Genomic DNA, 26,467 nt, shown 5'->3' on the forward strand with positions numbered 1-26,467 from the left:
ATGACCTCGGACTCCGGAACCCTCCGACCGGCCGGCCCCGCCGGCCCCGCCGGCCGGTATGCGCCGTCGCCGTCGGGTGAGCTGCACGTCGGCAACCTCCGGACGGCGGTGCTCGCATGGCTGTTCGCCCGCACCACCGGACGCCGATTCCTGCTGCGTATGGAAGATCTGGACCGTACCGCCGCCGGCGCCGACCGGCAGCAGATCTCCGACCTGACCGCCCTCGGTGTCGAGTGGGATCCGCCGATCGTCTATCAGACCGATCGGCTCCCCCGATACCGCGAGGTGATCGACGAGCTCACCGCCGCGGGCCGCACCTTCGAGTGCTTCTGCACCCGCCGCGAGATCCTGGAGGCACCGAGTGCCCCGCACACCCCGCCGGGTGCATATCCGGGGACGTGCCGTCGGCTCGGCGAGGCACAGCTGGCGGCGAAGCGGGCATCCGGTCGCCCGCCGGCCATCCGGATCGTCGCCGACGTCACGCAGTTCACCGTCACCGATGTGCTCGCCGGCCAGTACACCGGAGCCGTCGACGACTTCGTCATCCAACGCGGCGACGGCACCCCCGCCTACAACCTCGCCGCCATCGTCGACGACGCCGAGCAGGGTGTCGACCAGGTGTGCCGCGGCGACGACCTGCTCGCCTCGGCGCCACGCCAGGCGTATCTGACGGCACTGCTGGGCTATGCCCCGCCGGTATACGCCCATGTCCCGATGGTGTTGAACGCCGACCACATTCGGCTGAGCAAACGCGACGGGGCGATCACCCTGGCCGATCTGTCCGCCCGCGGGGTGGACACCGCCACCGTGCTCTCGCACATCGCGGTATCGCTGGGCCTGGGCGCCGTCGGTGAGCGGGTGGACCTGCCGATGCTGGCCGAACGATTCGATCCGGCGACCCTACCCAGACACCCCTGGATTCTCACCGACGACGAGTGGTGAGGTGCGCGCGGATCGAACACCGAGAGACACCGGCGACGATGCGGCCGTCGAAACCTCCTGCGGCCGAAGCGCGTAGGTGACCACCTCGGCGGCGGTCACCTGCCGGCGCCACCCGCCGGCGGGCCGCTTCACCGAGGACTATCGCGCGGTGGCCAGCAATCTGGTCAGCACGTCGTCGATGGACAGGATGCCGGTCGCGACCCCGTCCTCGACCACCACGGCGATGTGGTTGCGGCTCTGGCGCATCCGGTTGAGAACGTCGTAGACCGGAACCGTCGGCGACACCTCGAGGACCGGATGCATCAGATCCACCGCGGTGGCGTCGGCGGGCGCATCCAGACTGTCGCGCACGTGCACCACCCCGCAGATGAGGCTGCCGTCGCGCACCACCAGGCGGCGATGCCGCGTCACCCTCGACAACTCCTGGATCTCGCCGACACCCGCGGTGCGATCCACGCCGCTCGGCTCTCCGACGCCGGCGACATCACCGACGGTCAGAGACGCCAGATCCAGTGCGCTGGTGAGGTGCTCGCTGTAACGATCCTCCAGGGTGCCGACCATCACGGAATGCTCGACGAGCTGGCGCAGCGTCTCCGGATCCTGGCCGGAACCGACCTGGTCGACGGCCTCCACACCCACCTTGCGCAACACCCAGTTCGCAAGCTTGTTGAGCTGCACGATGATCGGGCGGGTGAACCACATGAACACCCGCATCGGGACCGCCAGCATCATGGCCGAGCGCTCCGGGTGGGCGATCGCCCACGACTTCGGTGCCATCTCGCCGATCACCAGGTGCAAGAAGGTCACGATGATCAGGGCGAGGATGAAGCCGGCCACGTCGGCCAGCCACAACCGTGCGCCCAGGTGCTCGATGGCCGGGGTGATCCAGTGATGCACTGCGGGTTTGGTGATCGAACCGAGAGCCAGGGTGCAGATGGTGATACCCAGCTGCGATCCGGCCAGCAGTACCGACAGCTCCGATGCGCTGCGCAGGGCGGCGCGGGCGGATCGACTGGTCGGGGCGGCGTCCTCGAGGCGATGACGACGTGCCGCGATGAGTGCGAACTCGACGGCGACGAAGAAGGCGCTGGCCGCGATCAGGACGACGGTGGCGACGAGCACCACCCACGGGTTGCTCATCGCGGGTCCTCCTCGGGATCGGCGGTGGCCGTGGCCGGTTCGGCGACACTCACCCGAACCCGGCCGGGCACCCGGTTGACCACCTCGACCACGGTCGCGATCAGGCGGGGCGCCGCCGGCACATCGGCTTCGGCGAAGTCGCCCGGATCCTGTTCCACCGGGAGTTCGACGGTGTCGCCGACCGCGGGCAGGGTGCCGGCCGCGGCGATCACCAGACCGCTGAGGGTCTCGTAGTAGCCCTCGCGCAGTTCGTGTCCGATCGCCCGCGACACCTCGTCGAGGTGGGTGTCACCGAGGATCAGCCAGCCACCGTCGATGGGTTCGACCGGTTGCGGCGCATCCGGGTCGTGCTCGTCGTCGATCTCGCCGACCAGTTCCTCGGCGATGTCCTCGGCGGTGACGATGCCGGCCACACCGCCGTATTCGTCGATCACGACCGCCATCTCGTCGCCGGCGGCGACGATCCGGTCCAACACCTGTGGCAGCGGCAGCGTGGTGGGCACGATCACCGCCGACCGCGCGAGGTCACGTGCGGTACATGCCGTCGCGTCGCCGTCGGCCGACCAGTCGAGGATGTCACCGAGGTGCACCACACCGATGATGTCGTCGGAGGCGTTGTCGAGCACCGGGTATCGCGTGTGACCGGTGGCCATCCGGGTGCGGACCTCGGGCAGCGGGAGGTCGGCGTGCACGGTGTCGACCTTGGGTCGCGGCACCATCGCGTGCTCGGCGTTGCGGTCCGGGAAGTCGAGCACGCGGTCGAGCAGCTGCGACAGTTCGGCGGGCAGTTCACCGGATTCGGCCGACTCGGCGACGATGTGCTCGAGGTCGCGAGGGGTGGCCGAGTGTTCGACGTCGTGCACCGGTTCGATCCGCAGCAGCTTGAGCAGCAGGTTGGACGATGCGTCGAACAGGGTGATGATCGGTCCGAAGATGCGCAGGTAGATGTTGGTGGAGAGGGCGAGGCGTCGCGCGACGGGCTCGGGCCGCGCGATCGCGAGGTTCTTGGGGAACAGCTCACCGAAGACCATCTGGACCACGGTGGACACCAGCAGCGCGACGATCGCGCCGATCGCGACACCCACCGCCACCGGCACACCGGCGTCACCGAGGAGGTCGCCGACGCCGGCACCGATCAGCGGTTCGGCCACATAGCCGACGAGCAGGCCGGTCACGGTGATGCCGAGCTGGGCACCGGAGAGCATGAACGACGTTCGGCCGGTCACCGACAGGACGCGCTTGGCAGTGGCGTCACCGGCCTCGGCACGGGCTTTGAGGCGGGAACGGTCGACCGCCATGAAGGAGAACTCCTGCGCCACGAAGTAGCCGGTCAGGGCCGTGATCACGACCACCACCAGGACTCCGAGCAGGATGCCGAGCACGGTCATCATCGGCCATCACCGCGTGGGTGGGCGGAGACCAGGGCTCGCTCAGGAATGGTTGCCCCCGATTGGGGGCCGGTTCGTCGGGGTTTCTTGCGTTTGCGCTGCGCGCGGGACATCGCATCTTTCGTGGTCGGTGGACAAGACGTCAGGGACCGGGGTCCATCGGGACATCAGGGTACGCACCCCCAACGTCGCAGAACGCGGCGGAGTTCCCGGATATCGCAGACCTCCGGATGTCCGCTTTGTACGGTTACACCTTCTTCGCGTAGTAGCGACCGAGGAAGTCGTCGCGGTAGGCCTCGTAGTCGCCGCTCTCGATCGCCTTGCGGGCACCGTCGACCAGGTCGATCACGAAGGCCACGTTGTGCAGGGTGGCGAGGGTCGCGCCGAGACCTTCCTTGGCCTTGAACAGGTGATGCAGGTAGGCCCGCGAGTACTGCGAGGTGTAGTTGGTGGTCTCCGGATCGATCGGCCCGAAGTCGTTACGGAACCGGGCGTTGGTGATGTTGAACCGGCCGTCGCGCGAGTACACCGCACCGTTGCGGGCGACGCGGGTCGGTGAGACACAGTCGAAGGTGTCGGCGCCGTTCTCGATGGCGGTGAAGATGTCGTCGGGTTCGCTGATCCCGAGCAGGTGTTTCGGGGCGTCCTCGGGCAGTTCGGAGTTCACCCAACCGACGATGGTGCCCAGGTTGTCTTTCTCCAGCGCTCCACCGATCCCGTACCCGCCGAAGCCCTTCCCACCGGCGTCCCGGTCGCGACGGCTCAGTTCGGTGAGGTCGCGGGCGGCCTTGCGGCGCAGATCCTCGTACTGGGCGCCCTGGATGACACCCCACAGTGCCTGCTGCGGACGGTGTGCACGCTCCACCGACAGCCGATTGTGTTCGGCCAGACAGCGGATCGCCCACAGCCGGGTGCGTTCCAGCGAGTTCTCCTGGTATCCACGGGTGTTCATCAGGGTGGTGAGCTCGTCGAACGCGAAGATGATGTCGGCGCCGAGCTGATGCTGGATCTGCATCGACACCTCGGGGGTGAACCGGTGGAACGATCCGTCCAGATGCGACTTGAACGTCACCCCGTCGTCGTCGACGCGGGAGAGCCGTTCCTTGCCCTCGGCGATGATGTCGTCGTCCTGCTGACCGGTGACATCCATCGAGATGACCTTCTTGAACCCGACGCCGAGCGACATCACCTGGAATCCGCCGCTGTCGGTGTAGGTGGGTCCCGACCAGTTCATGAACGCGCCGAGACCGCCGGCCGCGTCGATGATCTCCGGGCCCGGCTGCAGGTAGAGGTGATAGGCGTTGGCGAGCACCGCCTGGGCGCCGAGCGCGGCCACCGATTCCGGCAGCACCGTCTTGACCGTCGCCTTGGTGCCGACCGGGACGAACGCCGGCGTCGCGATCTCGCCGTGCGGGGTGGAGATCACCCCGGTGCGGCCGAGGGTGCCGGGCAGCCGGGTGCCGACGCGGAAGCCGTGCGTGTCGGTGGAGGTGCCGGCCGGACTGTCGATCGGGGTGTCGTGCGAGCTCACGGGTGCATCTTCCCAGGACGGCCCGGCTCACCCAAACCGGACCGCCTCGCGACGGCAGGCCACCGGCCGGGAGCCGATCGGTGTTTTCGATACGGTGAAGACCATGTCGCACCGCATCACCCGCTGGACCCTCGCCGCGGTGGCCGGGGCCGCCGCGCTCACCCTCGCCGCCTGTGGCAACGAGCAGGAATCGTCCTCCGCCGAGTCCCCCCCGTCCGCATCTGCGCCGGTCGGCGCGGGTCCGTCGGGCTCGGCCCCGGTGGTCGCCGGTCCCCGCCCGGCCAGCCCCACCCGCTCGGTCTCCGACACCGTCGCCGCCTCCCGTGAGGTCTGCGGCACCACCCCCGGCCCCGATGGCGCCCTGCGCGTGATCATCCTCGAGGGCTCCACCAGCTGCACCGACGCGAAGGCGCTCGCCGAGGCGTACGGGCCGAAGATCGCCACCGGCGCCCCGCAGACCGTCGACGGATGGGACTGCGAGCCGTCGTCGCAGGCCGGTTTCCTCTCGACCTGCACCAAGGACGGCGCAACGGTCGGATTCGCACCCTGAGTTGCCGGTCGCCCGGCAACGCACACCGGCGGTATTTGACCCTCACGCCGCGTGAGCCCCGAAGGTGGTGAGTCGTGAGCGAAGGAGATCCCCGCGACGACGGGCGGTGCGAACTGACCGTCGGCGCCACCGCCGGGCTCGTCGGTGTCAGCGTGCGCACTCTGCACCACTACGACGCCATCGGGCTGGTGGTCCCGTCCGGGCGTACCCCGGCGGGCTACCGCGTCTACCACGACGCCGACGTCGAACGGCTCCACCAGGTACTCATGTACCGGGAGTTGGGATTTCCGCTCGAGCGGATAGCGACCCTGCTCGACGATCCGACCGCCGATGCACTCGAGCATCTGGCCGTCCAGCGCGACCTGCTGAACGAACGGATCGCACGCTTGCACCGGACGGTCGCAGCCGTGGAGGCGATGATGAACGCGAAGAAGACCGGAATGAATCTGTCGGCGGCCGAGCAGGCGGAGATCTTCGGCGACGACTGGCTCGGCGAGCAGTATGCCGAGGAGGCCGAACAGCGCTGGGGTGACACCGATGCGTGGGCGCAGAGCCGCGAACGCAGCGCGTCGTTCACCACACAGGACTGGCAACAGGTCAAGGCCGAGACCGACGAGTTCGAGGCCCGCCTCGCCGACGCGATGACCCGCGGGGTGCGGCCGGGCTCGACCGAGGGCAATGCCCTGGCCGAGGAGCATCGCGCCCAGATCGCACGCTTCTACGACTGCGATCACGCGATGCAGGTGTGCCTGGCCGACATGTACGTCGCCGACCCGCGGTTCACCGCGCACTACGACGACATCGCATCCGGCCTCGCCGGATACCTCCGTGCGGTGATCCGCGCGAACGCCGGAGCCGAGTAGGGCGCGACCCGCCTCAGGCGAGTCGGTCGGCGACGCGTTCGAGGGCGGCCACACGGCTGCCCTTGACCAGCACGGCGTCACCGGCGGCGGTGCCGGCGAGTGCGGCGACCGCCTCGTCGACGCCGGCAACATGGGTGGCCGACGGCCCGTAGGCCGGTTCGTCGACGGCGATCACCTCGATGCCCAGGTCACGGGCCTGTTCGGCAACGGCGACGTGGTGGCGGTCGGAGTCGTCGCCGAGTTCGGCCATGCTGCCCAGCACCGCCACCCGACGACCCGCGTTCAGGGTGGCGAGGGAGCGCAGCGCCGCCGACATCGACGTCGGGTTGGCGTTGTAGGCGTCGTTGATCACGATCACCCCGGCCGCGGTGGTGGTCATCTCCATCCGCAGCCCCGACAGCGCGGCACCGAGCAGACCGCCGGCCATCGCCTCCACCGGCACACCCAGGCCACCGGCCGCGGCGGCCGCGGCCAGGGCGTTGGCCACCTGGTGCTCGCCGCGGGCACCGAGGCGCACCGCCGTCGATCCCCACGGGGTGTGCAGCCGGAACGATGCGCGCAGCTGGTCGTCGAGGGTGATGTCGGTGGCCGACACATCCGCCGACGGTGTCAGCCCGTAGCTGAGCACCCGCGCACTGGTCCGCGGCGCCATCCCGATGACCACCTCGTGGTCGGCGTTGAGCACGGCGATGCCGTCGGCGGGCAGGGCCTCGATCAGCTCCCCCTTGGCCTGGGCGACGGCGTCGATGCTGCCGAACAGCTCCAGGTGCACCGCCTCCACCCGGGTGATCACGCCGACGGTGGGATGGGCGATGGAACACAGATGCGCGATGTGGCCGATCCCACGGGCACCCATCTCGGCGACGACGGCCTCGGTGTCGTCGGGGGCGTTGGCCAGGGTCAGCGGCAGGCCGAGCTCGTTGTTGAACGACTTCTCACTCGCCGCGGTCACGAACGTGGTCGCGAGCACCCCGGCGAGGAGATCCTTGGTGGAGGTCTTGCCGACCGATCCGGTCACGCCGACCACCCGCTCGGGCAGCCGACGCCGCACCGCGCGGCCCAGATCGGAGAACGCCTCGGCGGTGTCGGCGCAGGTGATGGCGGTGGCGTCGACTCCGGCGACCGGTCCGGTGGCGGTCAGGTAGGCACTCGCACCGGCCTGGACCGCGGCCGGGATGAAGTCGTGTCCGTCACGGGCGGCGACGATCGGGACGAACAGCCGGCCCTCGGCCACGGCCCGGGAGTCGATACTCGCCCCGGTCACGGTCACGTCGGGTCCGATCAGTTCTCCACCGACCGCGTCGGCCACATCACTCGCCTGCATACGCACGCCACAACCCTAGGCCCCATGCCGAGAACTGCCACGGTCGGTGGCCGTAAGGTGACAGGCATGTCGACTCCCCTGCTGCGTCTGGTTGTTCTCTACGGTGGCGCGTCCGCAGAACACGACGTCTCCCGGGTGACCGCGGCACATGTCATCGCCGCCGCCGATCCGGCCAAGTACTCGGTGGTCCCGATCGGCATCGGCAAGGACGGCACCTGGGTACGCAACGACAAGGTGATCGCCGCGCTCTCCGACGGCACCCCGCTGCCGTCGGAGCTGGAGATCGCCGGCACCATCGTCGCCCCGCTCGCCGAACTGCGCGCCCACTCCGAGGCCGCGCTCACCGTCGTGCTGCCGCTGCTGCACGGCCCGCACGGCGAGGACGGCACCATCCAGGGGATGCTCGAGCTGTTCGGTCTGCCCTACGTCGGCACCGGGGTGCTCGGCTCGGCGGTGTGCATGGACAAGGCGATGGCCAAGGTCGTCGCCGCACAGGCCGGAATCCCGCAGTGCAAGTGGGTCGAGTTCCGCGACGGTGTGGACGACTCGAAGACCATCACCTTCCGGGCGATCGAGGAACTCGGTCTGCCGGTGTTCGTCAAACCCGCCAACATGGGTTCGTCGGTGGGGATCACCAAGGCCCACGACGCCGCCGAGCTCGATGCCGCGATCAACCTGGCGCTGCGCTACGACGACGTCGTGGTGATCGAGGAGATGGTGACCGGCCGCGAGATCGAGGTGGCCGTGCTCGGCAACATGCTGCCCGAGGCATCGGTGCCGGGCGAGATCGTGCCGGGCAGCGAGTTCTACGACTACGAGGACAAATACGTCACCGGTGCGGCCGAACTGGTCATCCCGGCACCGCTTCCCGACGCCGACGCCGCACAGGTACGTGAGCTCGCCGCGCAGGTGTTCGGCGCGATGCGGTGCACCGGGCTGGCCCGGGTCGACTTCTTCTTCGAGGAGAACGGCCGCGGCTGGCTCCTCAACGAGGTCAACACCATCCCCGGCTTCACCCCCGGCTCGATGTACCCCAAGCTGTGGGAGGCCACCGGCGTGCCCTACGCCGACCTCATCGACCGCCTGGTCACTCTGGCACTGGAGTCCCATCAGCGACGCTCGGGTTTCTCCACCGAGCACTGAGACCGATTGTCGTGTCGTAACATCGGGGACGTGACCGACGTGCAGCCGCGCCCGCCTTCGGTGTTGCGCGTGCTGGTGTACTCCGACGACGCGACCACCCGACGTGAGGTGATCGGCGCCCTCGGGCACCGTCCCGACCCGGAACTACCGGAACTGAGTTTCCTCGAGGTCGCCACCGGTCCGATGGTGTTCTCCCAACTCGACGCCGGCAACATCGACGTCGCGATCCTCGACGGGGAGGCCAGTCCGCAGGGCGGGATGGGGATCGCCAAGCAGATGAGCGACGAGTACGACCCGCGCCCACCCACCCTGGTGCTGCTCGGCCGCGCCGACGACCGCTGGCTGGCCGACTGGTCGCGGGCCGACGCCACCGCATCCCTGCCGGTCGATCCGATCGGCCTGCCGCAGGCCTTCGTCACGATGCTGCGCACCGCCGAGTTCTGAGCGCGGCCCGATCGCGGGCGCCGGCGGGTCACGAGCACTGCCCCACTCCCCGGATCGAGGTCTCTGACCACCGGTTTCGGCTCCTCGGCAGCCGAGAACGCCGAAATCAGCACGGCAAACTCGGTGAATACAGTCGACTTCTCCGACACCGCTTGTAAGGTTGTGGTGTACCTCACACCAGTCCCGGTGGAGTACTCGGAGGGCTCGATCGTATGAACGCTTACGTCCCGATCCTGGTGCTCGGGGCGATCGCTGTGGCGTTTGCGGTGTTCTCGGTGTTCATCGCATCGGCGGTCGGCCCGCGCCGAGACAACCGTGCCAAACTCGAAGCCTACGAATGTGGCATCGAGCCACTCGGCAAAGGTGCCTTTGCCACCCCATCCGGTTCCAGACCGTCGGTGGTGCAACGCATTCCGGTCAAGTACTACCTCACCGCCATGCTCTTCATCATCTTCGACATCGAGATCGTGTTCCTGTACCCGTGGGCCGTCGCCTTCGACGCCCTCGGCTGGTTCGGCCTGGCCGCGATGGCCCTGTTCATCGTCAACGTCTCCGTTGCCTACGCCTACGAATGGCGCCGCGGAGGACTCGCTTGGGATTGACCGTTCCGGCTGGTGCCCGACGCCCCTGAACCGGGGCCGACAGCACCGCCGGCGACACGAGGAGGTGCCCGATGGGTCTCGAGGAGAGACTGCCCAGCGGATTCCTGCTGAGTACCGTCGAGGAACTCGCCGGATTCATGCGCAAGGGCTCGTTGTGGCCGGCCACCTTCGGCCTCGCGTGCTGTGCGATCGAGATGATGGCCACCACGTCGGGCCGCTACGACCTCGCCCGCTTCGGCATGGAGGCCTTCCGCGCATCCCCCCGGCAGGCCGACCTGATGATCGTCGCCGGCCGGGTGAGCCAGAAGATGGCACCGGTGCTGCGGCAGATCTACGACCAGATGACCGAACCCAAATGGGTTCTCGCGATGGGGGTGTGCGCGTCGTCGGGCGGCATGTTCAACAACTACGCGATCGTCCAGGGCGTCGACCACGTGGTCCCCGTCGACATCTATCTGCCCGGTTGCCCGCCGCGCCCCGAGATGCTGCTCAACGCGATCCTCGCGCTGCACGACAAGATCGCGCAGACCCCGCTCGGGGTGAACCGCGAGGAGGCGATCTGGGCCGCCGAACAGGCTGCGCTGCAGTCGACTCCGACCATCGAGCTCAAGGGGTTGCTGCGATGAGCGAACACAACCGGCAGGCCGGTGACGAGGTGATCGGCGTACGCCGCGGCCTGTTCGGGGTGCACGGCAGCGGCGACACCTCCGGCTACGGCGGCCTGGTGGAGCCGGTCACCCTGCCCGCCGCGGCACGCCCGTACGGCGGGTACTTCGACGCCGTCGCCGACGACCTGGCCACCGCACTCGCCGACGCCGGCGGTCCGGCCTACGACGCCGCGATCGAGAAGGTGGAGATCCACGCCGGCGAGATGACGCTGTACGTGGTGGCCGAACATCTGCCCGCGGTGGCACTGACCCTGCGTAACCATCCGGCGCTGCGTTTCGAGTTGTGCCTGGGCGTCAACGGGGTTCACTATCCCGACGACGCCGGCCGCGAGCTGCACGCGGTGTATCCGCTGGCCTCCATCACCCACAACCGCCGCCTGCGGCTGGAGGTGGCCGCATCCGACGCCGATCCGCACATCCCCAGCCTGTGCGATGTCTACCCCACCAACGACTGGCACGAGCGGGAGACCTACGACTTCTTCGGGATCGTCTTCGACGGGCACCGCGCCCTGACCCGGATCGAGATGCCCGACGACTGGGTCGGACATCCGCAGCGCAAGGACTACCCGCTGGGTGGTGTCCCGGTGGAGTACAAGGGAACCCGCATCGCGCCCCCGGACCGGCGGAGGTCGTACTCATGACGAATGTGGAGCACCGTCATCCCGAGCACACCTACACCGTGTCGGGACAGGACTGGGACGAGATCGTCTCCGAGGTCGCCGCGCGGGCCGCCGAACACCCCGGCGAGGAGCGCATCGTGGTGAACATGGGCCCCCAGCATCCCTCCACCCACGGGGTGCTGCGCCTGATCCTGGAGATCGAGGGCGAGACGGTCACCGAGGCCCGCTGCGGAATCGGCTACCTGCACACCGGGATCGAGAAGAACCTGGAGTACCGCAACTGGATTCAGGGGGTCACCTTCGTGACCCGGATGGACTATCTGTCACCGTTCTTCAACGAGACCGCCTACTGCCTCGCGGTGGAGAAGCTGCTCGGTATCACCGATGCGATCCCCGAGCGTGCGTCGGTGATCCGGGTGATGCTGATGGAGCTCAACCGGATCGCCAGCCACCTTGTCGCCCTGGCCACCGGCGGGATGGAACTCGGTGCGGTCACCGCGATGTTCAGCGGATTCGGCATCCGGGAACGAATCCTGGACCTGTTCGAGCTCGTCACCGGCCTGCGGATGAACCACGCCTACATCCGGCCCGGCGGTGTGGCCGCCGACCTGCCCGACGGCGCCACCGACGCGATCGCGGCCACCCTCGCCGACCTACCCGGCGAGCTCGACAAGCTCGGGGATCTGCTGACCGACAACTACATCTGGAAGTCACGTACCTGCGACGTCGGATATCTCGACCTCGCCGGATGCATGGCCCTGGGCATCACCGGACCGGTGCTGCGGTCCACCGGCCTGCCCCACGACGTCCGCAGGTCCGAACCCTACTGCGGCTACCAGGACTACGAGTTCGACGTGATCACCGACACCACCTGTGACTCCTACGCCCGGTACGTGATCCGGGTACGGGAGATGTACGAGTCGGTGCGGATCGTCGAGCAGTGTCTGGCGCGGCTGCGGCCCGGCCCGGTGATGGTCTCCGAGGCCGACATCGCCTGGCCCGCCGACCTCACCGTCGGACCCGACGGTCTGGGCAACTCGCCCGCACACATCGCCGAGATCATGGGCGAGTCGATGGAATCGCTGATCCACCACTTCAAGCTGGTCACCGAGGGGATGCGGGTCCCGCCCGGCCAGTGCTACGTGGCGATCGAATCGCCCCGCGGCGAACTGGGCGTACACATGGTCTCCGACGGCGGAACCCGGCCCTACCGAGTACATTTCCGCGATCCGTCGTTCACCAACCTGCAGGCCGTCGCCGCGATGTGCGAGGGCGGCATGGTGGCCGACGTGATCACCGCGGTGGCCAGTATCGACCCCGTGATGGGAGGGGTGGACCGATGAGTGAACCCGTCTTCGTCGAGCTCGGGGTGGGCCCGCCCGACCCCGTCGCCGAACCCCCGGCCACAGGCGGCCCCGGCGCCCATCCACCGATCACGTTCTCCGGACCCGATTCCTACCCCGACGACGTCCTCGCGCGGTTGCGTGCACAGGCCGGTCCGGTGATCGCCCGCTATCCGCAGTCCCGCTCGGCGCTGCTGCCGCTGCTGCACCTGGTGCAGTCGGAGGACGGACTCATCTCCCGCGCCGGAATCGGCTTCTGCGCCGAGGTTCTCGGCCTCAGCGACGCACAGGTCGCCGCCGTCGCCACCTTCTACTCGATGTTCCGGCGCACGCCCACCGGCGAGTACCTGATCGGGGTGTGCACCAACACACTGTGCGGGATCGTCGGCGGCGAGGAGATCCTGCGCCGGCTGTGTGATCACCTGGGTGTGGAACCCGGTGGCACCACGTCTGATTCGCGGATCACCGTGGAGGAGATCGAGTGCAACGCGGCCTGCGATCGCGCGCCGGTGGTGATGATCAACTGGGAGTTCTTCGACACCCAGACCCCCGAGTCGATCGTCGAGATCGCCGAGGATCTGCGTGCCGGGCTGGTCCGGGCGCCGTCACGCGGGTCGTCGACGCTGTGCGGATTCCGTGACACCGAACGAATCCTGGCCGGGGTGGACGTGGGGGCACGCCCGGCCGCCGGTCCCTCTGCACCGGATTCGTCCGAGGCCACCGCCGAACCCGAACCCGAACCCGCCGAGGTTCCGGTGCTCACCCGGCACTGGGGTGAGCCGCAGTCGTGGACGCTGCCCAACTATCTGCGGCACAACGGCTATCGCGGCCTGCGCACCGCACTCGGGATGGCACCCGACGAGGTGATCGAACTGGTCAAGGCCTCCGGGCTACGCGGGCGCGGAGGCGCAGGCTTCCCGGTGGGCATGAAGTGGTCGTTCATCCCCCAGTCCGACGACCCGCACGCGCCGCCGCACTACCTCGTGGTCAACGCCGACGAATCCGAGCCGGGCACCTGCAAGGACATGCCGCTGATGCTGGCCGACCCGCACTCGCTGGTGGAGGGGGCGATCATCGCCGCCTATGCCATCCGGGCCCGGCATGCGTTCATCTATCTGCGCGGCGAGGTGGTCGGTGTGCTGCAACGGCTACGCGCCGCCGTCGACGAGGCCTATGCCGCAGGCTATCTGGGTGAGAACATCCTCGGTTCCGGGGTCGACGTGGAACTGCTGGTGCACGCCGGGGCCGGTGCCTACATCTGCGGTGAGGAGACGGCACTGCTCGACTCGCTGGAGGGTCGTCGCGGGCAGCCCCGACTACGACCGCCGTTCCCCGCGGTCGCCGGACTGTATGCCAGTCCGACGGTGGTCAACAACGTCGAGTCCATCGCGAGTGTGCCGGCGATCCTGCGCAACGGGATCGACTGGTTCCGGGCGATGGGCACCGAGAGGTCGCCGGGCTTCACGCTGTACTCGCTGTCGGGACATGTGCGCAACCCCGGCCAGTACGAGGCCCCGTTGGGGATCACGTTGCGGGAGTTGCTCTCCCGGGCCGGCGGGGTTCGGCCGGGGCACACCCTGAAGTTCTGGACCCCGGGCGGCTCGTCCACCCCGATGTTCACCGCCGGGCACCTCGACGTCCCGCTCGACTACGAGGGGGTGGGTGCGGCCGGTTCGATGCTGGGCACCAAGGCATTACAGATCTTCGACGAGACCACCTGCGTGGTGCGGGCGGTGCTGCGGTGGACGAGGTTCTACGCCCACGAATCGTGCGGCAAGTGCACGCCCTGCCGCGAGGGCACCTACTGGCTGGTCCAGCAACTACGCCGGATCGAGTCCGGGCAGCTCACCGAACCGGAGATCGTCGCGGCCCTCGACGTCCTCGCCGACGTGACCGACGGGGTCGTCGGGAAGTCGTTCTGCGCACTCGGTGACGGCGCGGGCAGCCCCATCACGTCCTCGCTCGCCCACTTCCGCGACGAGTATCTCGCCCACGCGCGCACCGGCCACGGCCCCGGTGGCTGTCCGTTGGATCCAGCCGCGGCCACGGTGTTCGCCGATCACGGAGGTGTCCGATGACCGCGTTGTCCGACCGCCCCACCGGCACCGAACAGGCGAATCCGGTGTCGGCGACCATCGACGGCATCGAGATCCACGTCCGCCCCGGCACCCTGGTGATCCGGGCGGCCGAGCAGGTGGGCATCACCATCCCCCGCTTCTGCGATCATCCGCTGCTCGCACCGGTCGGTGCGTGCCGGCAGTGCCTCGTCGACGTCGAGGGTCAGCGCAAACCACTCGCCTCGTGCACCACCACGGTCACCGAGGGCATGGTGGTGCACACCCAGTTCACCTCCGGCGCCGCGGCCAAGGCGCAGGGCGGGGTGATGGAGCTGCTGCTGATCAACCATCCCCTCGACTGCCCGATCTGCGACAAGGGCGGCGAGTGCCCGCTGCAGAACCAGGCGATGACCGCCGGTCGCGCCACCTCACGGTTCACCGGGACCAAACGCACCTACGTCAAGCCGGTGCCGCTGTCCACGGCGATCCTGCTCGATCGTGAACGATGTGTGCTGTGCGCCCGCTGTACCCGCTTCGCCGATCAGGTGGCCGGTGACCCGCTGATCGATCTCGCCGATCGCGGTGCGCTGCAACAGGTCAGTACCGCCGACGGGACACCGTTCGACTCCTACTTCTCCGGCAACACCGTGCAGATCTGTCCGGTGGGGGCGCTCACCGGCACCGACTACCGCTTCCGGGCCCGGCCGTTCGATCTGGTCTCCACCCCGAGCGCGTGTGAGCACTGCGCGAGCGGCTGCGCCCAGCGGGTCGACCACCGGCGCGGAACGGTGTTGCGCCGCCTGGCCGCCGACGACCCCGAGGTCAACCAGGAATGGAACTGCGACAAGGGCCGCTGGGCGTTCGCGTATGCCACCGCCGCGGACCGGCTGACCACCCCGCTGGTCCGTGACGCCCACGGCGACCTCCGCGAGGTGTCGTGGGCCCATGCACTGCGCGCGGCCGCCGAAGGTCTCGCCACCCGCCGCACCGGGGTGCTGACCGGTGGCCGGGTCACCGTCGAGGACGCCTACGGGTACTCGCGGTATGCGCGAACCGTGTTGCAGACCAACGACATCGACTTCCGAGCCCGAGCCCACAGTGCGGAGGAGAGCGCCTTTCTCGCCGACCGGATCGCCTCCCGCACCGACGATCTCACCTACGCCCAGCTGGTCGCCGCGCCGACGGTCCTGCTGGTCGGATTCGAACCCGAGGAGGAGTCCCCCATCGTCTTCCTGCGGTTGCGGCGGGCGGCACGGGAGTCCCGCACCCGGGTGGTCACCATCGCCCCGTGGCGCAGTCCCGGGAACGCGAAGCTGTCGGCGACGCTGCTGCCGACCGCCCCCGGCGGCGAGGCAGCACTCCTCGAGAATCCCGACACCGCAGCGCTACTGGATGATCCGGCCTCGGTGATCGTCGTCGGTGAGCGTCTGGCCACCAGTCCCGGTGGCCTGTCGGCGGCGGTGTCGCTCTCGGCGCGCACCGGCGCCCGGCTGGTCTGGATTCCCCGGCGGGCCGGGGAACGCGGTGCCCTCGAGGTGGGTGCGACGCCCGGCCTGCTGCCCGGCGGGCGCCCGGTCTCCGACGACACCGCCCGCACCGAGATGGCGGTGGCCTGGGGGGTGCGGTCCCTACCCACCCGCCCCGGCCGCGACACCTCGGGCATCCTGGCCGCGGCCGCCGCCGGCGACCTCGACGCGCTGCTCGTCGGCGGGGTCGACCCCGCCGATCTCGCGAAACCCGATCTCGCTGTGCGAGCACTCGACACGGCCTTCGTGGTGAGCCTGGAGATCCGACGTTCGGCGGTCACCGATCGTGCCGACGTGGTGCTCCCGGTGGCCACCGTCGCCGAGAAGTCCGGCACCTTCCTCGACTGGGAGGGACGGGCCCGCAGTTTCCCGGCCGCGCTGGGTGAGACCGGCCGGATCTCCGACCACCGGGTCCTCGACGCGCTGGCTGCCCACACCGGTGTCGACCTGGAATGCGATGACGCCGAGGACATCCTGACCCAACTCGGCACCATCGGGCCGTGGAGCGGACCCCGGGAGCTCCGCTCGTCCACCCCGGCATCCGGCCCACCCGATGTCGGTGACGGACAGGCGGTCCTGGCGTGCTGGGCCCACCTGCTCGATCACGGCCGGATGCAGGACGGTGCACCGCATCTCGCCGGCACCGCCCATCCCGCCCGCGCACGGCTGTCGGCGACGACCGCTGCACGGGTGGGCGTGGGCGACGGGGACCTCCTCGAGATCCACACGGCCACCGGATCGCTGGTCCTTCCGCTGGCGGTCACCGAGATGGTCGACGACGTGGTGTGGGTGCCCACCAACTCCGCCGGCGCCCCACTGCCCGCGCTGCTGGGGGCCGGAGCCGGGGACGTCGTCGGACTCCGACCGGGAGGTGACCGATGACCACCTCGTTCTCCGCTGCCACCGAGTACCCGACACTCACCGACTTCGGGCACGATCCGTGGTGGCTGGTGATCGTCAAGGCGGTGGCGGTGTTCGCCTTCCTCATCGTCAACCCGCTGGTCGCGATCCTCGCCGAACGAAAGATCATGGCGCGCATGCAGAACCGGATCGGACCCAATCGGGTGGGTCCACGCGGACTGCTGCAGAGCCTGGCCGACGGCGTGAAACTGGCCCTCAAGGAGGGGATCACCCCGAGCGGCGTCGACAAGGTGATCTACCTGCTCGCCCCGATCATCGCGGTGGTGCCGGCGGTCATCGCGTTCGCGGTGATCCCGTTCGGCCCGATGGTGTCGGTGTTCGGTCACCACACGCCACTGCAACTCACCGATCTGCCGGTGGCCGTGCTGTTCATCCTCGCGATGGCCTCGGTCGGGGTGTACGGGATCGTCCTGGCCGGATGGTCGTCGGCGTCGACCTATCCGCTGCTCGGCGGGCTGCGGTCCACCGCGCAGGTGATCTCCTATGAGATCGCGATGGGGCTGACCTTTGCCGCGGTGTTCCTCGACGCCACCACCATGTCGACGTCGGGAATCGTGGCCGCCCAGCACAATTACTGGTACGCCCTGGTCCTGCTGCCGTCGTTCGTGATCTATGCGGTGTCGATGGTCGGTGAGACCAACCGCGCCCCGTTCGATCTGCCCGAGGCCGAGGGCGAACTCGTCGGCGGCTTCCACACCGAGTACTCGTCACTCAAGTTCGCCATGTTCATGCTCGCCGAATACATCAACATGGTCACCGTGTCGGCACTGGCCACCACCCTGTTCCTGGGCGGCTGGCAGGCCCCGTGGCCGCTGTCGCTGATCGACGGCGCCAACTCCGGATGGTGGCCGATCCTGTGGTTCACCATCAAGGTCTGGGTGTTCCTGTTCGTGTTCATCTGGCTGCGCACCAGCCTGCCGCGACTGCGCTACGACCAGTTCATGAATCTGGGCTGGAAGGTGCTGATCCCGGTGTCGCTCATGTGGGTGATGGTGGTGGCGCTGATCCGGGTGTGCATCCCCGGAGCCGACAACACGGTGCCGCGGGCGCTGGTGTCGGCGGCCGCCGGACTCGTCGTCACCGTCGGCCTGCTGCTGATCATCCGTCGGGCGATGCGCCCCCGCCGTCCCGCAGCTCCCCCGGTTGCGACCGCCGGTGCGACAACCGCATCCGGCGCGCCTGCCTTCGATGCCTTCGCCGGTGGCTTCCCGGTACCCCCGCTCCCCGGCCAGTCCCTACCCGGCCACACGCCGGGCCCCACGCCGACCGCAAAGGAGACCTCCGATGCCTGACACCTCGCGTACAGAATCGGCCGGCGCCGCACCGGCCCCCACCGACGCACCCCGGCCGGGGGCCACTCGCACCGATGCACCCCGGCAGGATCCGTTCGGCCCGGTCGGCGGTCTGCGCCGCACCTTCGAGGCGATGTTCGGCCCCACCGTCACCGAACAGTATCCGGAACAGAAACGGCCCCTGGCACCGCGCTATCACGGTCGGCACCAGCTCAATCGGCATCCCGACGGGCTGGAGAAATGTGTCGGGTGCGAACTGTGTGCGTGGGCGTGCCCCGCCGACGCGATCTTCGTCGAGGGCGCCGACAACACCGACGCCCAACGCTTCTCGCCCGGGGAACGCTACGGCCGGGTGTACCAGATCAACTACCTGCGGTGTATCGGCTGCGGGTTGTGCATCGAGGCGTGCCCCACCCGGGCGCTGACCATGACCGGCGACTACGAACTCACCGACGACAACCGCGCCGACCTGATCTACGAGAAGAACCAGCTGCTCGCACCGCTCCCGCCGGACACCGAACCGACGCCCCATGATGTGACCGCGCAGGTCGCCGCCGGCACCGCCCCCACCGAATCCGACTACTACCGTGGCCGGGTCGGCGCGGACGGCATGGTGCACGACACCATCGGGACGGTCTCGGCATGACCGGGGAGGGCGTCCTGTTCTGGATCGTCGCGGTGATCGCCGTGGCCGGTGCCCTCGGAGTGGTGTTCGCCGCCAAGGCCGTGTACTCGGCGCTGTTCCTCGCGACCACGATGATCGTCCTCGCCGTCGCCTATGTGGCCCAGGGCGCACTGTTCCTGGGGGTGGTGCAGGTGGTGGTCTACACCGGCGCGGTGATGATGCTGTTCCTGTTCGTCCTCATGCTGATCGGCGTCGACTCGTCGGACTCGCTGGTGGAAACCCTTCGTGGACAACGCATCGCTGCGGTGATCATCGGGATCGGGTTCGGTGCCCTGCTGTGCGGCGGGATCGGCACCGCCGCGGTGGCCGCGACCACCACCCCCACCACCGGGGTACCGACCGCCACCCAGGGCAACATCGAGGCCATCGCCCAACTCATCTTCGTCCGGTATCTGTGGGCATTCGAGCTCACCGGCGCGCTGCTGATCACCGCCACCCTCGGCGCGATGATCCTCGCCCACCGGGAACGATTCGGCCCCAAGCGGTCCCAGCGGGAACTGGCGATCGAGCGGGTTCGCCGCGGCACCGGGATCACCCCGCTCCCCAGCCCCGGGGTGTACGCCCGCCACAACGCCGTCGACGTACCGGCCCTGCTGCCGGACGGACACCCCACCGACCTGTCGGTGTCGGCGATCCTGCGCTCGCGAGAACCCGATGCACCCCCGGCTCCGACCCCGGCAGAACCCGTGTCGGGCACGCCGACGGAGGACCGGCGATGAACCCCGACAACTACCTGTATCTCGCGGCCGTGCTCTTCGCGATCGGTGCCGCCGGGGTCCTGCTGCGGCGCAACGCGATCGTGGTGTTCATGTGTGTCGAGCTGATGCTCAACGCGGCCAACCTGGCGTTCGTGTCGTTCGCCCGCAAGCAGAGTTCCGGTGGCACACCGAATCTCGACGGTCAGGTGATCGCCTTCTTCACCATGGTGGTCGCCGCCGCGGAAGTGGTGGTGGGGCTGGCCATCATCATGATGATCTTCCGGTCCCGGCGGAGCGCCTCCGTCGACGACGCGGCGCTGCTGAGGCGATAGCGGGAGGGCGGCATGAGTACCGAAATGTCCGGGGACGTCCTGTGGTCGGTGCCGCTGCTGCCGCTCGCCGGTGCGTTGGTGCTGCTGTTGTCCGGGCGCCGCACCGACCGGTGGGGCCACCTGCTCGCCTGTGCGCTGGCAGTGGCGTCGTTCGTCGTGGGACTGGCGCTGTTCATCGGGATGCTCGGGCGACCCGCCACCGACCGTGCCGTCCACACGGTGGCCTACACCTGGCTCGACATCGCCCCGGCCGGCGGGTCGAGCGGGCTGTCGGTGGACATGGGGCTCTATCTCGATCAGCTGTCGATGTGTTTCGTCCTGCTGATCACCGGTGTCGGCAGTCTGATCCACATCTACTCGGTCGGCTACATGGCCCACGATCCCGATCGACGCCGATTCTTCGCCTACCTCAACCTGTTTCTCGGAGCCATGCTGGTGCTGGTCCTCGCCGACACCTACCTCGGGCTCTATCTCGGCTGGGAGGGTGTCGGTCTCGCCTCCTACCTGCTGATCGGGTTCTGGCAGCAGCGGCCCGCGGCCGCGACCGCCGCCAAGAAGGCGTTCGTGGTCAACCGGGTCGGCGACACCGGTCTGGCGATCGCCCTGATGGTCATGTTCGCCACCTACGGTTCGGTCTCTTTCCAGACGGTGTTCGCCGGCGCCGACTCCACCGGCCGCGGAACGCTCACCGCGATCGGGCTGCTGCTCTTGCTCGCCGCCTGCGGCAAGTCCGCCCAGGTGCCGTTGCAGTCGTGGCTCGGCGATGCGATGGAGGGCCCGACCCCGGTGTCGGCGCTCATCCACGCCGCCACCATGGTCACCGCCGGGGTGTATCTCATCGCGCGGTCCAATCCGATCTTCGATCTCGCCCCCGACGCCCGGCTCGCGGTGTGCGTGGTGGGTGCGGTCACCCTGCTGTTCGGGGCCGTGATCGGTTGCGCCAAAGACGACATCAAGAAGGCGCTCGCCGCGTCCACGATGAGCCAGATCGGCTACATGGTGCTGGCGGCGGGACTCGGACCGGCCGGCTATGCGTTCGCGATCATGCATCTGCTCACCCATGGCTTCTTCAAGGCCGGCCTGTTCCTCGGCGCCGGGTCCGTGATGCACGCGATGGACGACGAGACCGACATGCGACGCCTCGGCGGATTGCGGTCGGTCATGCCGATCACGTTCGCCACCTTCGGGATCGGCTATCTCGCCCTGATCGGGGTGCCGCCGTTCGCCGGCTTCTTCTCCAAGGACCTGATCATCGAGGCGGCGTTCGGTTCCGGTGGGGCACGCGGCGTGATCTTCGGCTGTGCCGCACTCCTCGGTGCCGGGATCACCGCCTTCTACATGACCCGGATGATGCTGATGACGTTCTTCGGGGACCGCCGCTGGGCGCCCGATGCCCGCCCGCACGAGTCGTCGCCGGTGATGACCGGTCCGATGATCCTGATCGCCGTCGGGTCGGCGGCGTCGGGGGCGTTGCTGGTGGCCGGGGACTCGCTGGTGAACTGGCTGGCACCGGTTGTCGGCGAGCAGCATCCCGAGCTGCCGATGCCCACATGGGTGCTCACCGCGATCATCCTCGCGGTGGTGGCGGTGGGCTTCGCCGCCGGATATGTGGTGTACGCGCGCCGCCCGATCCCGGTGACCGCGCCCGACGACGTGAACGCACTGACCCGCGCCGCCCGGCGCGATCTGTACGGCGACGCGTTCAACGAGAAGGTCCTGATGGTGCCGGGCCAGTCCCTCACCCGCTCCCTGGTCCGCGTCGAGGCCGGTGCCGTCGACGGTGCCGGGCAGGGCGTGGGCGCGCTGGTCACCGCCTCGTCGAATCGAATCCGTTTGTGGCAGAGCGGTTATGTGCGCTCGTATGCACTGTCGATACTCGCCGGTGCCACCGTCGTGGTGGCCGCGTTGATGCTGCTGAGGGGGTTGTAGGCGATGAGCTGGTTGACCGTCCTGTGGCTGGTGCCGGCCGTGACCGCGGTGGGAGTGCTCGCCGTGCCGGCCTCGCGTGCCGAGGTGGCGAAGTGGATCGGCCTCGCCGGATCCCTGGTGACACTCGCCGTCTCGATCGGCCTGGCCGTCGGGTTCGATCCGAATGGCGCACGCTACCAGTTCCGCTCGGACGTGGAGTGGATTCCGTCGTTCGGTGCGCGCTATCAGCTGGGTCTCGACGGCATCGGACTGGTCCTCGTGCTGCTGACCACGGTGCTGCTACCGCTGCTGATCGTGGCCGGGTGGCCGGATGCCGACCACGCCGGCTCGCTGGATCACGCCGGTGGGCGGCGGCAGAAGGGGCCGCACGTCTACATCGCGTTGATGCTGTCGGTGGAGGCGATGGTGGTGATGAGCTTCGTCGCCACCGATGTGCTGCTGTTCTACCTCGTGTTCGAGGCGATGCTCATCCCGATGTATTTCCTGATCGGCGGGTTCGGCAACGGCCCGGCGCGCTCGGCGGCCGCGGTGAAGTTCTTGCTGTACAACCTGTTCGGTGGGCTGCTGATGCTCGCGGCGGTGATCGGACTGTACGTGGTGACCGCGAACGCGTCGATCGGCGTCGGCGGGCACGGGACCTTCGGGTTGCCGGCCATCGCCGACGCCGTCGCCGACGGTCGGCTGCACTCCGATTCCGGTGTGATGATGCTGCTGTTCGGCGGGTTCATGATCGCCTTCGCGATCAAGGCGCCGTTGTGGCCGTTCCATTCGTGGCTGCCCGACTCCGCGGTGGCCGCCACCCCGGCGTCGGCGGTGCTGCTGATGGCGGTGGTCGACAAGGTGGGCACCTTCGCGATGCTGCGGTTCTGTCTGTTGCTGTTCCCCGAGGCATCCAAGACCTTTGCGCCGCTGATCATCACCCTCGCGGTGACCGGCATCGTCTACGGCGCGATCCTCGCCATCGGGCAGACCGATGTGATGCGGCTGATCGCCTACACCTCGATCTCGCACTTCGGGTTCATCATCGTCGGGATCTTCGCGCTCACCCCGCAGAGCCAGGGCGGGGCCACGCTCTACATGGTCAATCACGGAATCTCCACCGCCGCACTGTTCCTGATCGCGGGGTTCCTGGTGTCGCGGCGCGGCAGCCGGATGATCGCCGACTACGGCGGAGTGCAGAAGGTGGCACCGGTCCTCGCCGGCACCTTCCTGGTGGCCGGACTGGCGACGCTGTCCCTGCCCGGCCTGGCCCCGTTCGTCAGTGAGTTCCTGGTGCTGGTGGGTACGTTCACGCGGTATCCGGTGGCGGCGGTGGCGGCGACGAGCGCGCTGGTGCTGTCGGCGATCTACATCCTGTGGCTGTATCAGCGGATGATGGGTGGGCCGGTCCGGCCGGTCGAGGGACCGGGCGCGGCGCGGGCGGCCATGCCGGATCTGCGGCTGCGTGAGCGGGTGGTGGTGGCACCGCTCCTCGTCCTCCTGCTGGTCCTCGGCTTCTATCCGCAGCCGCTGCTCGACCTGATCGATCCCGTCGTCGATCACACGATCTCGACGGTGCAGCCCGAGTCCGGAGGTGCGCGATGACCCCCGATCCCACGACCGTCACCACACTGGCGGCGATCACCCCGCCCGATGTCGAATACTCGCTGCTCTCACCGATGTTGATCGTCTTCGGGGTCGCGGTGGCGGGTGTGCTGGTGGAGGCCTTCGCATCGCGTTCGGGACGTCGGCGGATTCAGCCGGTGCTGTCGCTGGTCGGCCTGGTGGCCGCGCTGGCCGCGGTGATCTGGGTGGCGGTGATCCTGACCCGCGACGGCGGTCAGGGCCGTACCGCGATGTCCGGGGCGGTGGTGCTCGATCGTCCCGCCATGTTCCTGCAGGGCCTGCTGCTGGTGATCTCGGTGCTCGCGGTGGCATTCATGGCCGAACGCGGCCTCGAACGTGTGGTGGCACCGTCGAGGCGGTTCAGCAACGGACCCGGTGCGGCCGCGCAGGCGGCCCTCGAGGGCGCCGACGCCGACCTGTTCACCCCATCGGGGGCGAGTGTGCCCAACTCCGACAACGAGTTCGAGGCGACGCGCGCCGGCGGGGTGACCACCGAGGTGTTCCCCCTGACCCTGCTCGCCGTCGGCGGGATGATGCTGTTCGTCGCGTGCGGTGACCTGCTGACCATGTTCATCGCGCTCGAGGTGTTCTCGCTGCCCCTGTATCTGCTGTGCGCACTGGCCCGCCGTCGCCGCCTGCTCTCCCAGGAGGCGTCGCTGAAGTACTTTCTACTGGGCGCGTTCTCGTCGGCGTTCTTCCTGTTCGGCGCCGCCTTCGCCTATGGCGCAACGGGATCGCTGAACCTCGCCGAGATCGGTGCCGCGCTCGGCGCCGGGGGCACCGACGTCACCCGGCTCGCCGTGATCGGCCTGGCCATGCTGGCCGTGGGGTTGCTGTTCAAGGTGGGCGCCATGCCGTTTCACGCGTGGGTGCCCGATGTGTATCAGGGTGCTCCGACGCCGGTGACGGCCTTCATGGCCGCGGCCACGAAGATCGCCGCCTTCGGCGCGCTCCTGCGGGTGTTCTGGGTGGCGTTCGGCCCGCTCGTCGACGAGTGGCGTCCGGTGCTGTGGGCGGTGGCGATCCTGACCATGATCGCCGGGGCGGTCATGGCGGTCACCCAGTCCGATGTGAAACGCCTCCTGGCGTACTCGTCGGTGACCCACACCGGGTTCATCCTGCTGGGGGTGATCGCCTTCGATCCCGGCCGCACCGATCAGCCGGGATTGTCGGCGACGCTGTTCTACCTTGCGGCATATGCCTTCTCGACCTTCGGCGCATTCGCGACCACCGCGGTGGTGCGTGAGCCGGTGCACGCGGGAAAGCGGGCCGGGGTGTCGGGACCGCATCTGTCCGGGCGGGAGGCCACCGGACTCGACCAGTGGGCCGGGCTCGGCCGCCGCTATCCGCTGGTCGGCGCGATGTTCTCGATGTATCTACTCGCCTTCGCCGGAATCCCGCTGACCAGTGGATTCATCGCCAAGTTCGACGTCTTCGCCGCGGTCGCCGGAAACGGCGGCGCGGTGCTCGTCGTGATCGGCGTGATCGGCAGTGCCATCGCCGCCTACTTCTACATCCGGATCATCGTCGCGATGTTCTTCGACGACGTCCCCCTCGACGCCCCGCACGTGGTGCGGCCGAGCCCGCTGACGACCGTGCCGATCGCGGTGTGCACCGCGGTCACCATCGTCCTCGGGTTCTACCCGCAGCCACTGCTGGACCTGGTCGGCAACGCGGCGTCGTTCCTGTGAGAACTGCTGCGGCCCAACCGAACAGGACCATCTGTCAGACGAACAGGGGAACCTGGGTTCCGGGTTCGACGCCGTAGCGGTCGACCACCTTGTTCAGTTCGGTCTGCATGTACCAGGTGTGGAGACCGAAGGCGAACATCAGCAGCCAGCACAGCAGCGGGTTGCACGTCTCGGGAAGCCCCGCCGCACGCTGCGCATCACGAATCCGCTTGCCCGCGTTGTTGTAGCTGATGATCGGCGCGATGATCGTCCAACCCAGGAAGATGATCACCAGCAGCGGCCCTGCCACCGGGATCTCCTTGCGCGGATCGAACTGCGCCATCTCCTTGTGGATCTTGTAGTACCAGACCAGCCCGTAGATGCCGAAGGTGATCAGCGGCAGACCGATCCACACGCCGAGCGGATTGCGATGCTTCATCGACAGCCCGTCGGCCACCGGACGCCCCGCACCGGGGGCGGGCTGCTGCGATGCGAGATGGGCCGGCACACCGTCCGACGGCGGCGGGACATGCGGCGCGGGCACATTCGGCACAGAAGCGCCGGGTACAGGAGCGCCGGGTGCAGAAGCGCCGGGTACAGGCGCAGTGGATGCGGGAACACCGGGCGGCGGTCCCGGCTGGAACTGCGGCGGCGGTCCCGGGCGGAACTGCGGCGGCGGTCCGGGCTGGTACCCCTGGGGCGGCTGACCCTGCGGCGCTTGATGCTGGGGCGCCTGATGCTGAGGTGTCTGATGCTGAGGTGTCTGATACTGGGGCGGTTGCTGCGGGGATGGTTGATGCCGGGGCGGCTCCGCGTGCCGTGGCGCATCCGCCGGAACGCCGGTCTTGGTGTAGACCGCGGTCGGCGCCGCACTCGGCGGTGGCGGGGCCGGACGCGACACGAACTCCGTCTTGGCCTCCGACGCGGCATCCGGTGACGGTTGCGGCGGATGGTGCGGAGCCGCTGCACCGCCGTCCGACGGAATCGGCGTCGGCGGCGTGTACTTCTGGTTCAGACGGGTGGTCGCTTCCGATGGACCGGCCGGTCGCTGCTCGTCTTCCGGGTTCTGCGGAGTGCTCACGCGTCGTATCATCCCCCACCAGCGGGGCCGGGACCAGCGATATCGTGCGAACGGTGGACCCCGAATCGGGCGTTCTCCCCTATCCCTTGTCTCGCCGATCCCCGAACGCGATC

23 protein-coding genes are annotated in these 26,467 nt (G+C 68.8%); 18 read left to right on the plus strand and 5 right to left on the minus strand.

The annotated features are described in order from the left end of the window. Positions 1-942 carry a tRNA glutamyl-Q(34) synthetase GluQRS gene (gluQRS, locus tag Q9K23_RS10730; protein WP_020791121.1) on the plus strand — a complete coding sequence of 314 codons (942 nt, stop codon included), beginning with the start codon at positions 1-3 and terminating at the stop codon, positions 940-942. A 138-nt stretch (positions 943-1,080) separates the two neighbouring features. Here the strand turns inward: gluQRS and Q9K23_RS10735 are convergent, their stop codons facing one another. From Q9K23_RS10735 to tgt, 3 genes are all read right to left on the minus strand, one after another. Continuing rightward, a complete protein-coding gene (locus Q9K23_RS10735; RefSeq protein ID WP_020791115.1) occupies positions 1,081-2,082 on the minus strand; it encodes a hemolysin family protein in 1,002 nt (333 codons plus the stop codon). Then, positions 2,079-3,473, minus strand: coding sequence for a hemolysin family protein (locus Q9K23_RS10740; RefSeq protein WP_020791120.1), 1,395 nt, complete (start codon positions 3,471-3,473; stop codon positions 2,079-2,081). The genes Q9K23_RS10735 and Q9K23_RS10740 overlap by 4 nt, the downstream gene beginning before the upstream one ends. 244 nt (positions 3,474-3,717) lie before the next feature. Then, complete coding sequence (tgt, locus tag Q9K23_RS10745; protein WP_152972712.1) at positions 3,718-4,980, minus strand: tRNA guanosine(34) transglycosylase Tgt; 1,263 nt, start codon at positions 4,978-4,980, stop codon at positions 3,718-3,720. A gap of 124 nt (positions 4,981-5,104) precedes the next feature. Here tgt and Q9K23_RS10750 point away from each other — a divergent pair, with 124 nt between their 5' ends. Both Q9K23_RS10750 and Q9K23_RS10755 read left to right on the plus strand, forming a co-directional pair. Beyond that, positions 5,105-5,551, plus strand: a complete 447-nt coding sequence (locus Q9K23_RS10750; RefSeq protein ID WP_305950502.1) for a hypothetical protein — start codon at positions 5,105-5,107, stop codon at positions 5,549-5,551. 74 nt (positions 5,552-5,625) lie between these two features. Continuing rightward, on the plus strand, positions 5,626-6,414 hold the full coding sequence (locus tag Q9K23_RS10755; protein ID WP_020792959.1) for a MerR family transcriptional regulator: 789 nt from the start codon (positions 5,626-5,628) through the stop codon (positions 6,412-6,414). 13 nt (positions 6,415-6,427) lie between these two features. Here the strand turns inward: Q9K23_RS10755 and murF are convergent, their stop codons facing one another. Continuing rightward, complete coding sequence (gene murF, locus Q9K23_RS10760) at positions 6,428-7,744, minus strand: UDP-N-acetylmuramoyl-tripeptide--D-alanyl-D-alanine ligase (protein ID WP_187343540.1); 1,317 nt, start codon at positions 7,742-7,744, stop codon at positions 6,428-6,430. A gap of 60 nt (positions 7,745-7,804) precedes the next feature. Between murF and Q9K23_RS10765 the strand changes: the two genes are divergently transcribed. The 15 genes from Q9K23_RS10765 to nuoN all read left to right on the plus strand — a co-directional run bounded on the left by Q9K23_RS10765 (position 7,805) and on the right by nuoN (position 25,294). Beyond that, a complete protein-coding gene (locus tag Q9K23_RS10765; RefSeq protein WP_053777031.1) occupies positions 7,805-8,881 on the plus strand; it encodes a D-alanine--D-alanine ligase family protein in 1,077 nt (358 codons plus the stop codon). 30 nt (positions 8,882-8,911) lie between these two features. Continuing rightward, the gene (locus Q9K23_RS10770; RefSeq protein WP_187343539.1) at positions 8,912-9,325 is read left to right on the plus strand and encodes a hypothetical protein; all 414 of its coding nucleotides are present in this window, start codon (positions 8,912-8,914) and stop codon (positions 9,323-9,325) included. Positions 9,326-9,537: 212 nt separating this feature from the next. Then, positions 9,538-9,927 carry an NADH-quinone oxidoreductase subunit A gene (locus Q9K23_RS10775; RefSeq protein ID WP_020792022.1) on the plus strand — a complete coding sequence of 130 codons (390 nt, stop codon included), beginning with the start codon at positions 9,538-9,540 and terminating at the stop codon, positions 9,925-9,927. Between the two features lie 71 nt (positions 9,928-9,998). Further along, positions 9,999-10,553, plus strand: coding sequence for an NADH-quinone oxidoreductase subunit B (locus Q9K23_RS10780; protein ID WP_020792021.1), 555 nt, complete (start codon positions 9,999-10,001; stop codon positions 10,551-10,553). After that, a complete protein-coding gene (locus tag Q9K23_RS10785) occupies positions 10,550-11,236 on the plus strand; it encodes an NADH-quinone oxidoreductase subunit C (RefSeq protein WP_053777030.1) in 687 nt (228 codons plus the stop codon). Before Q9K23_RS10780 ends, Q9K23_RS10785 begins: the two co-directional genes overlap by 4 nt. Further along, the gene (locus Q9K23_RS10790; RefSeq protein WP_020789675.1) at positions 11,233-12,558 is read left to right on the plus strand and encodes an NADH-quinone oxidoreductase subunit D; all 1,326 of its coding nucleotides are present in this window, start codon (positions 11,233-11,235) and stop codon (positions 12,556-12,558) included. Before Q9K23_RS10785 ends, Q9K23_RS10790 begins: the two co-directional genes overlap by 4 nt. Continuing rightward, complete coding sequence (gene nuoF / locus Q9K23_RS10795; protein WP_020789674.1) at positions 12,555-14,636, plus strand: NADH-quinone oxidoreductase subunit NuoF; 2,082 nt, start codon at positions 12,555-12,557, stop codon at positions 14,634-14,636. Before Q9K23_RS10790 ends, nuoF begins: the two co-directional genes overlap by 4 nt. After that, positions 14,633-17,023 carry an NADH-quinone oxidoreductase subunit G gene (locus tag Q9K23_RS10800; protein ID WP_305950503.1) on the plus strand — a complete coding sequence of 797 codons (2,391 nt, stop codon included), beginning with the start codon at positions 14,633-14,635 and terminating at the stop codon, positions 17,021-17,023. The genes nuoF and Q9K23_RS10800 overlap by 4 nt, the downstream gene beginning before the upstream one ends. Continuing rightward, positions 17,020-18,354 carry an NADH-quinone oxidoreductase subunit NuoH gene (nuoH, locus tag Q9K23_RS10805; RefSeq protein ID WP_053777029.1) on the plus strand — a complete coding sequence of 445 codons (1,335 nt, stop codon included), beginning with the start codon at positions 17,020-17,022 and terminating at the stop codon, positions 18,352-18,354. Before Q9K23_RS10800 ends, nuoH begins: the two co-directional genes overlap by 4 nt. After that, positions 18,347-19,000, plus strand: a complete 654-nt coding sequence (gene nuoI, locus Q9K23_RS10810; RefSeq protein ID WP_082365837.1) for an NADH-quinone oxidoreductase subunit NuoI — start codon at positions 18,347-18,349, stop codon at positions 18,998-19,000. The genes nuoH and nuoI overlap by 8 nt, the downstream gene beginning before the upstream one ends. Further along, positions 18,997-19,758 (plus strand): NADH-quinone oxidoreductase subunit J, encoded by a 762-nt coding sequence (locus tag Q9K23_RS10815; protein ID WP_020790665.1) that lies wholly within the window; start codon positions 18,997-18,999, stop codon positions 19,756-19,758. Before nuoI ends, Q9K23_RS10815 begins: the two co-directional genes overlap by 4 nt. After that, positions 19,755-20,069: an NADH-quinone oxidoreductase subunit NuoK gene (gene nuoK, locus Q9K23_RS10820; RefSeq protein ID WP_020790670.1), complete on the plus strand. Its 315-nt coding sequence runs from the start codon at positions 19,755-19,757 to the stop codon at positions 20,067-20,069. Before Q9K23_RS10815 ends, nuoK begins: the two co-directional genes overlap by 4 nt. 12 nt (positions 20,070-20,081) lie before the next feature. After that, positions 20,082-21,998: an NADH-quinone oxidoreductase subunit L gene (gene nuoL, locus Q9K23_RS10825; RefSeq protein ID WP_053777028.1), complete on the plus strand. Its 1,917-nt coding sequence runs from the start codon at positions 20,082-20,084 to the stop codon at positions 21,996-21,998. A gap of 3 nt (positions 21,999-22,001) precedes the next feature. Further along, the gene (locus Q9K23_RS10830; protein ID WP_020790672.1) at positions 22,002-23,582 is read left to right on the plus strand and encodes an NADH-quinone oxidoreductase subunit M; all 1,581 of its coding nucleotides are present in this window, start codon (positions 22,002-22,004) and stop codon (positions 23,580-23,582) included. Further along, a complete protein-coding gene (gene nuoN, locus Q9K23_RS10835) occupies positions 23,579-25,294 on the plus strand; it encodes an NADH-quinone oxidoreductase subunit NuoN (RefSeq protein WP_020790673.1) in 1,716 nt (571 codons plus the stop codon). Before Q9K23_RS10830 ends, nuoN begins: the two co-directional genes overlap by 4 nt. A gap of 34 nt (positions 25,295-25,328) precedes the next feature. Here nuoN and Q9K23_RS10840 read toward each other — a convergent pair whose 3' ends face one another. Continuing rightward, the gene (locus Q9K23_RS10840) at positions 25,329-26,354 is read right to left on the minus strand and encodes a DUF4234 domain-containing protein (protein WP_261977848.1); all 1,026 of its coding nucleotides are present in this window, start codon (positions 26,352-26,354) and stop codon (positions 25,329-25,331) included. Between the last annotated feature and the right edge of the window lie 113 nt (positions 26,355-26,467).

This window comes from Gordonia sp. NB41Y, assembly GCF_030718915.1.
Lineage (GTDB): Bacteria > Actinomycetota > Actinomycetes > Mycobacteriales > Mycobacteriaceae > Gordonia > Gordonia desulfuricans.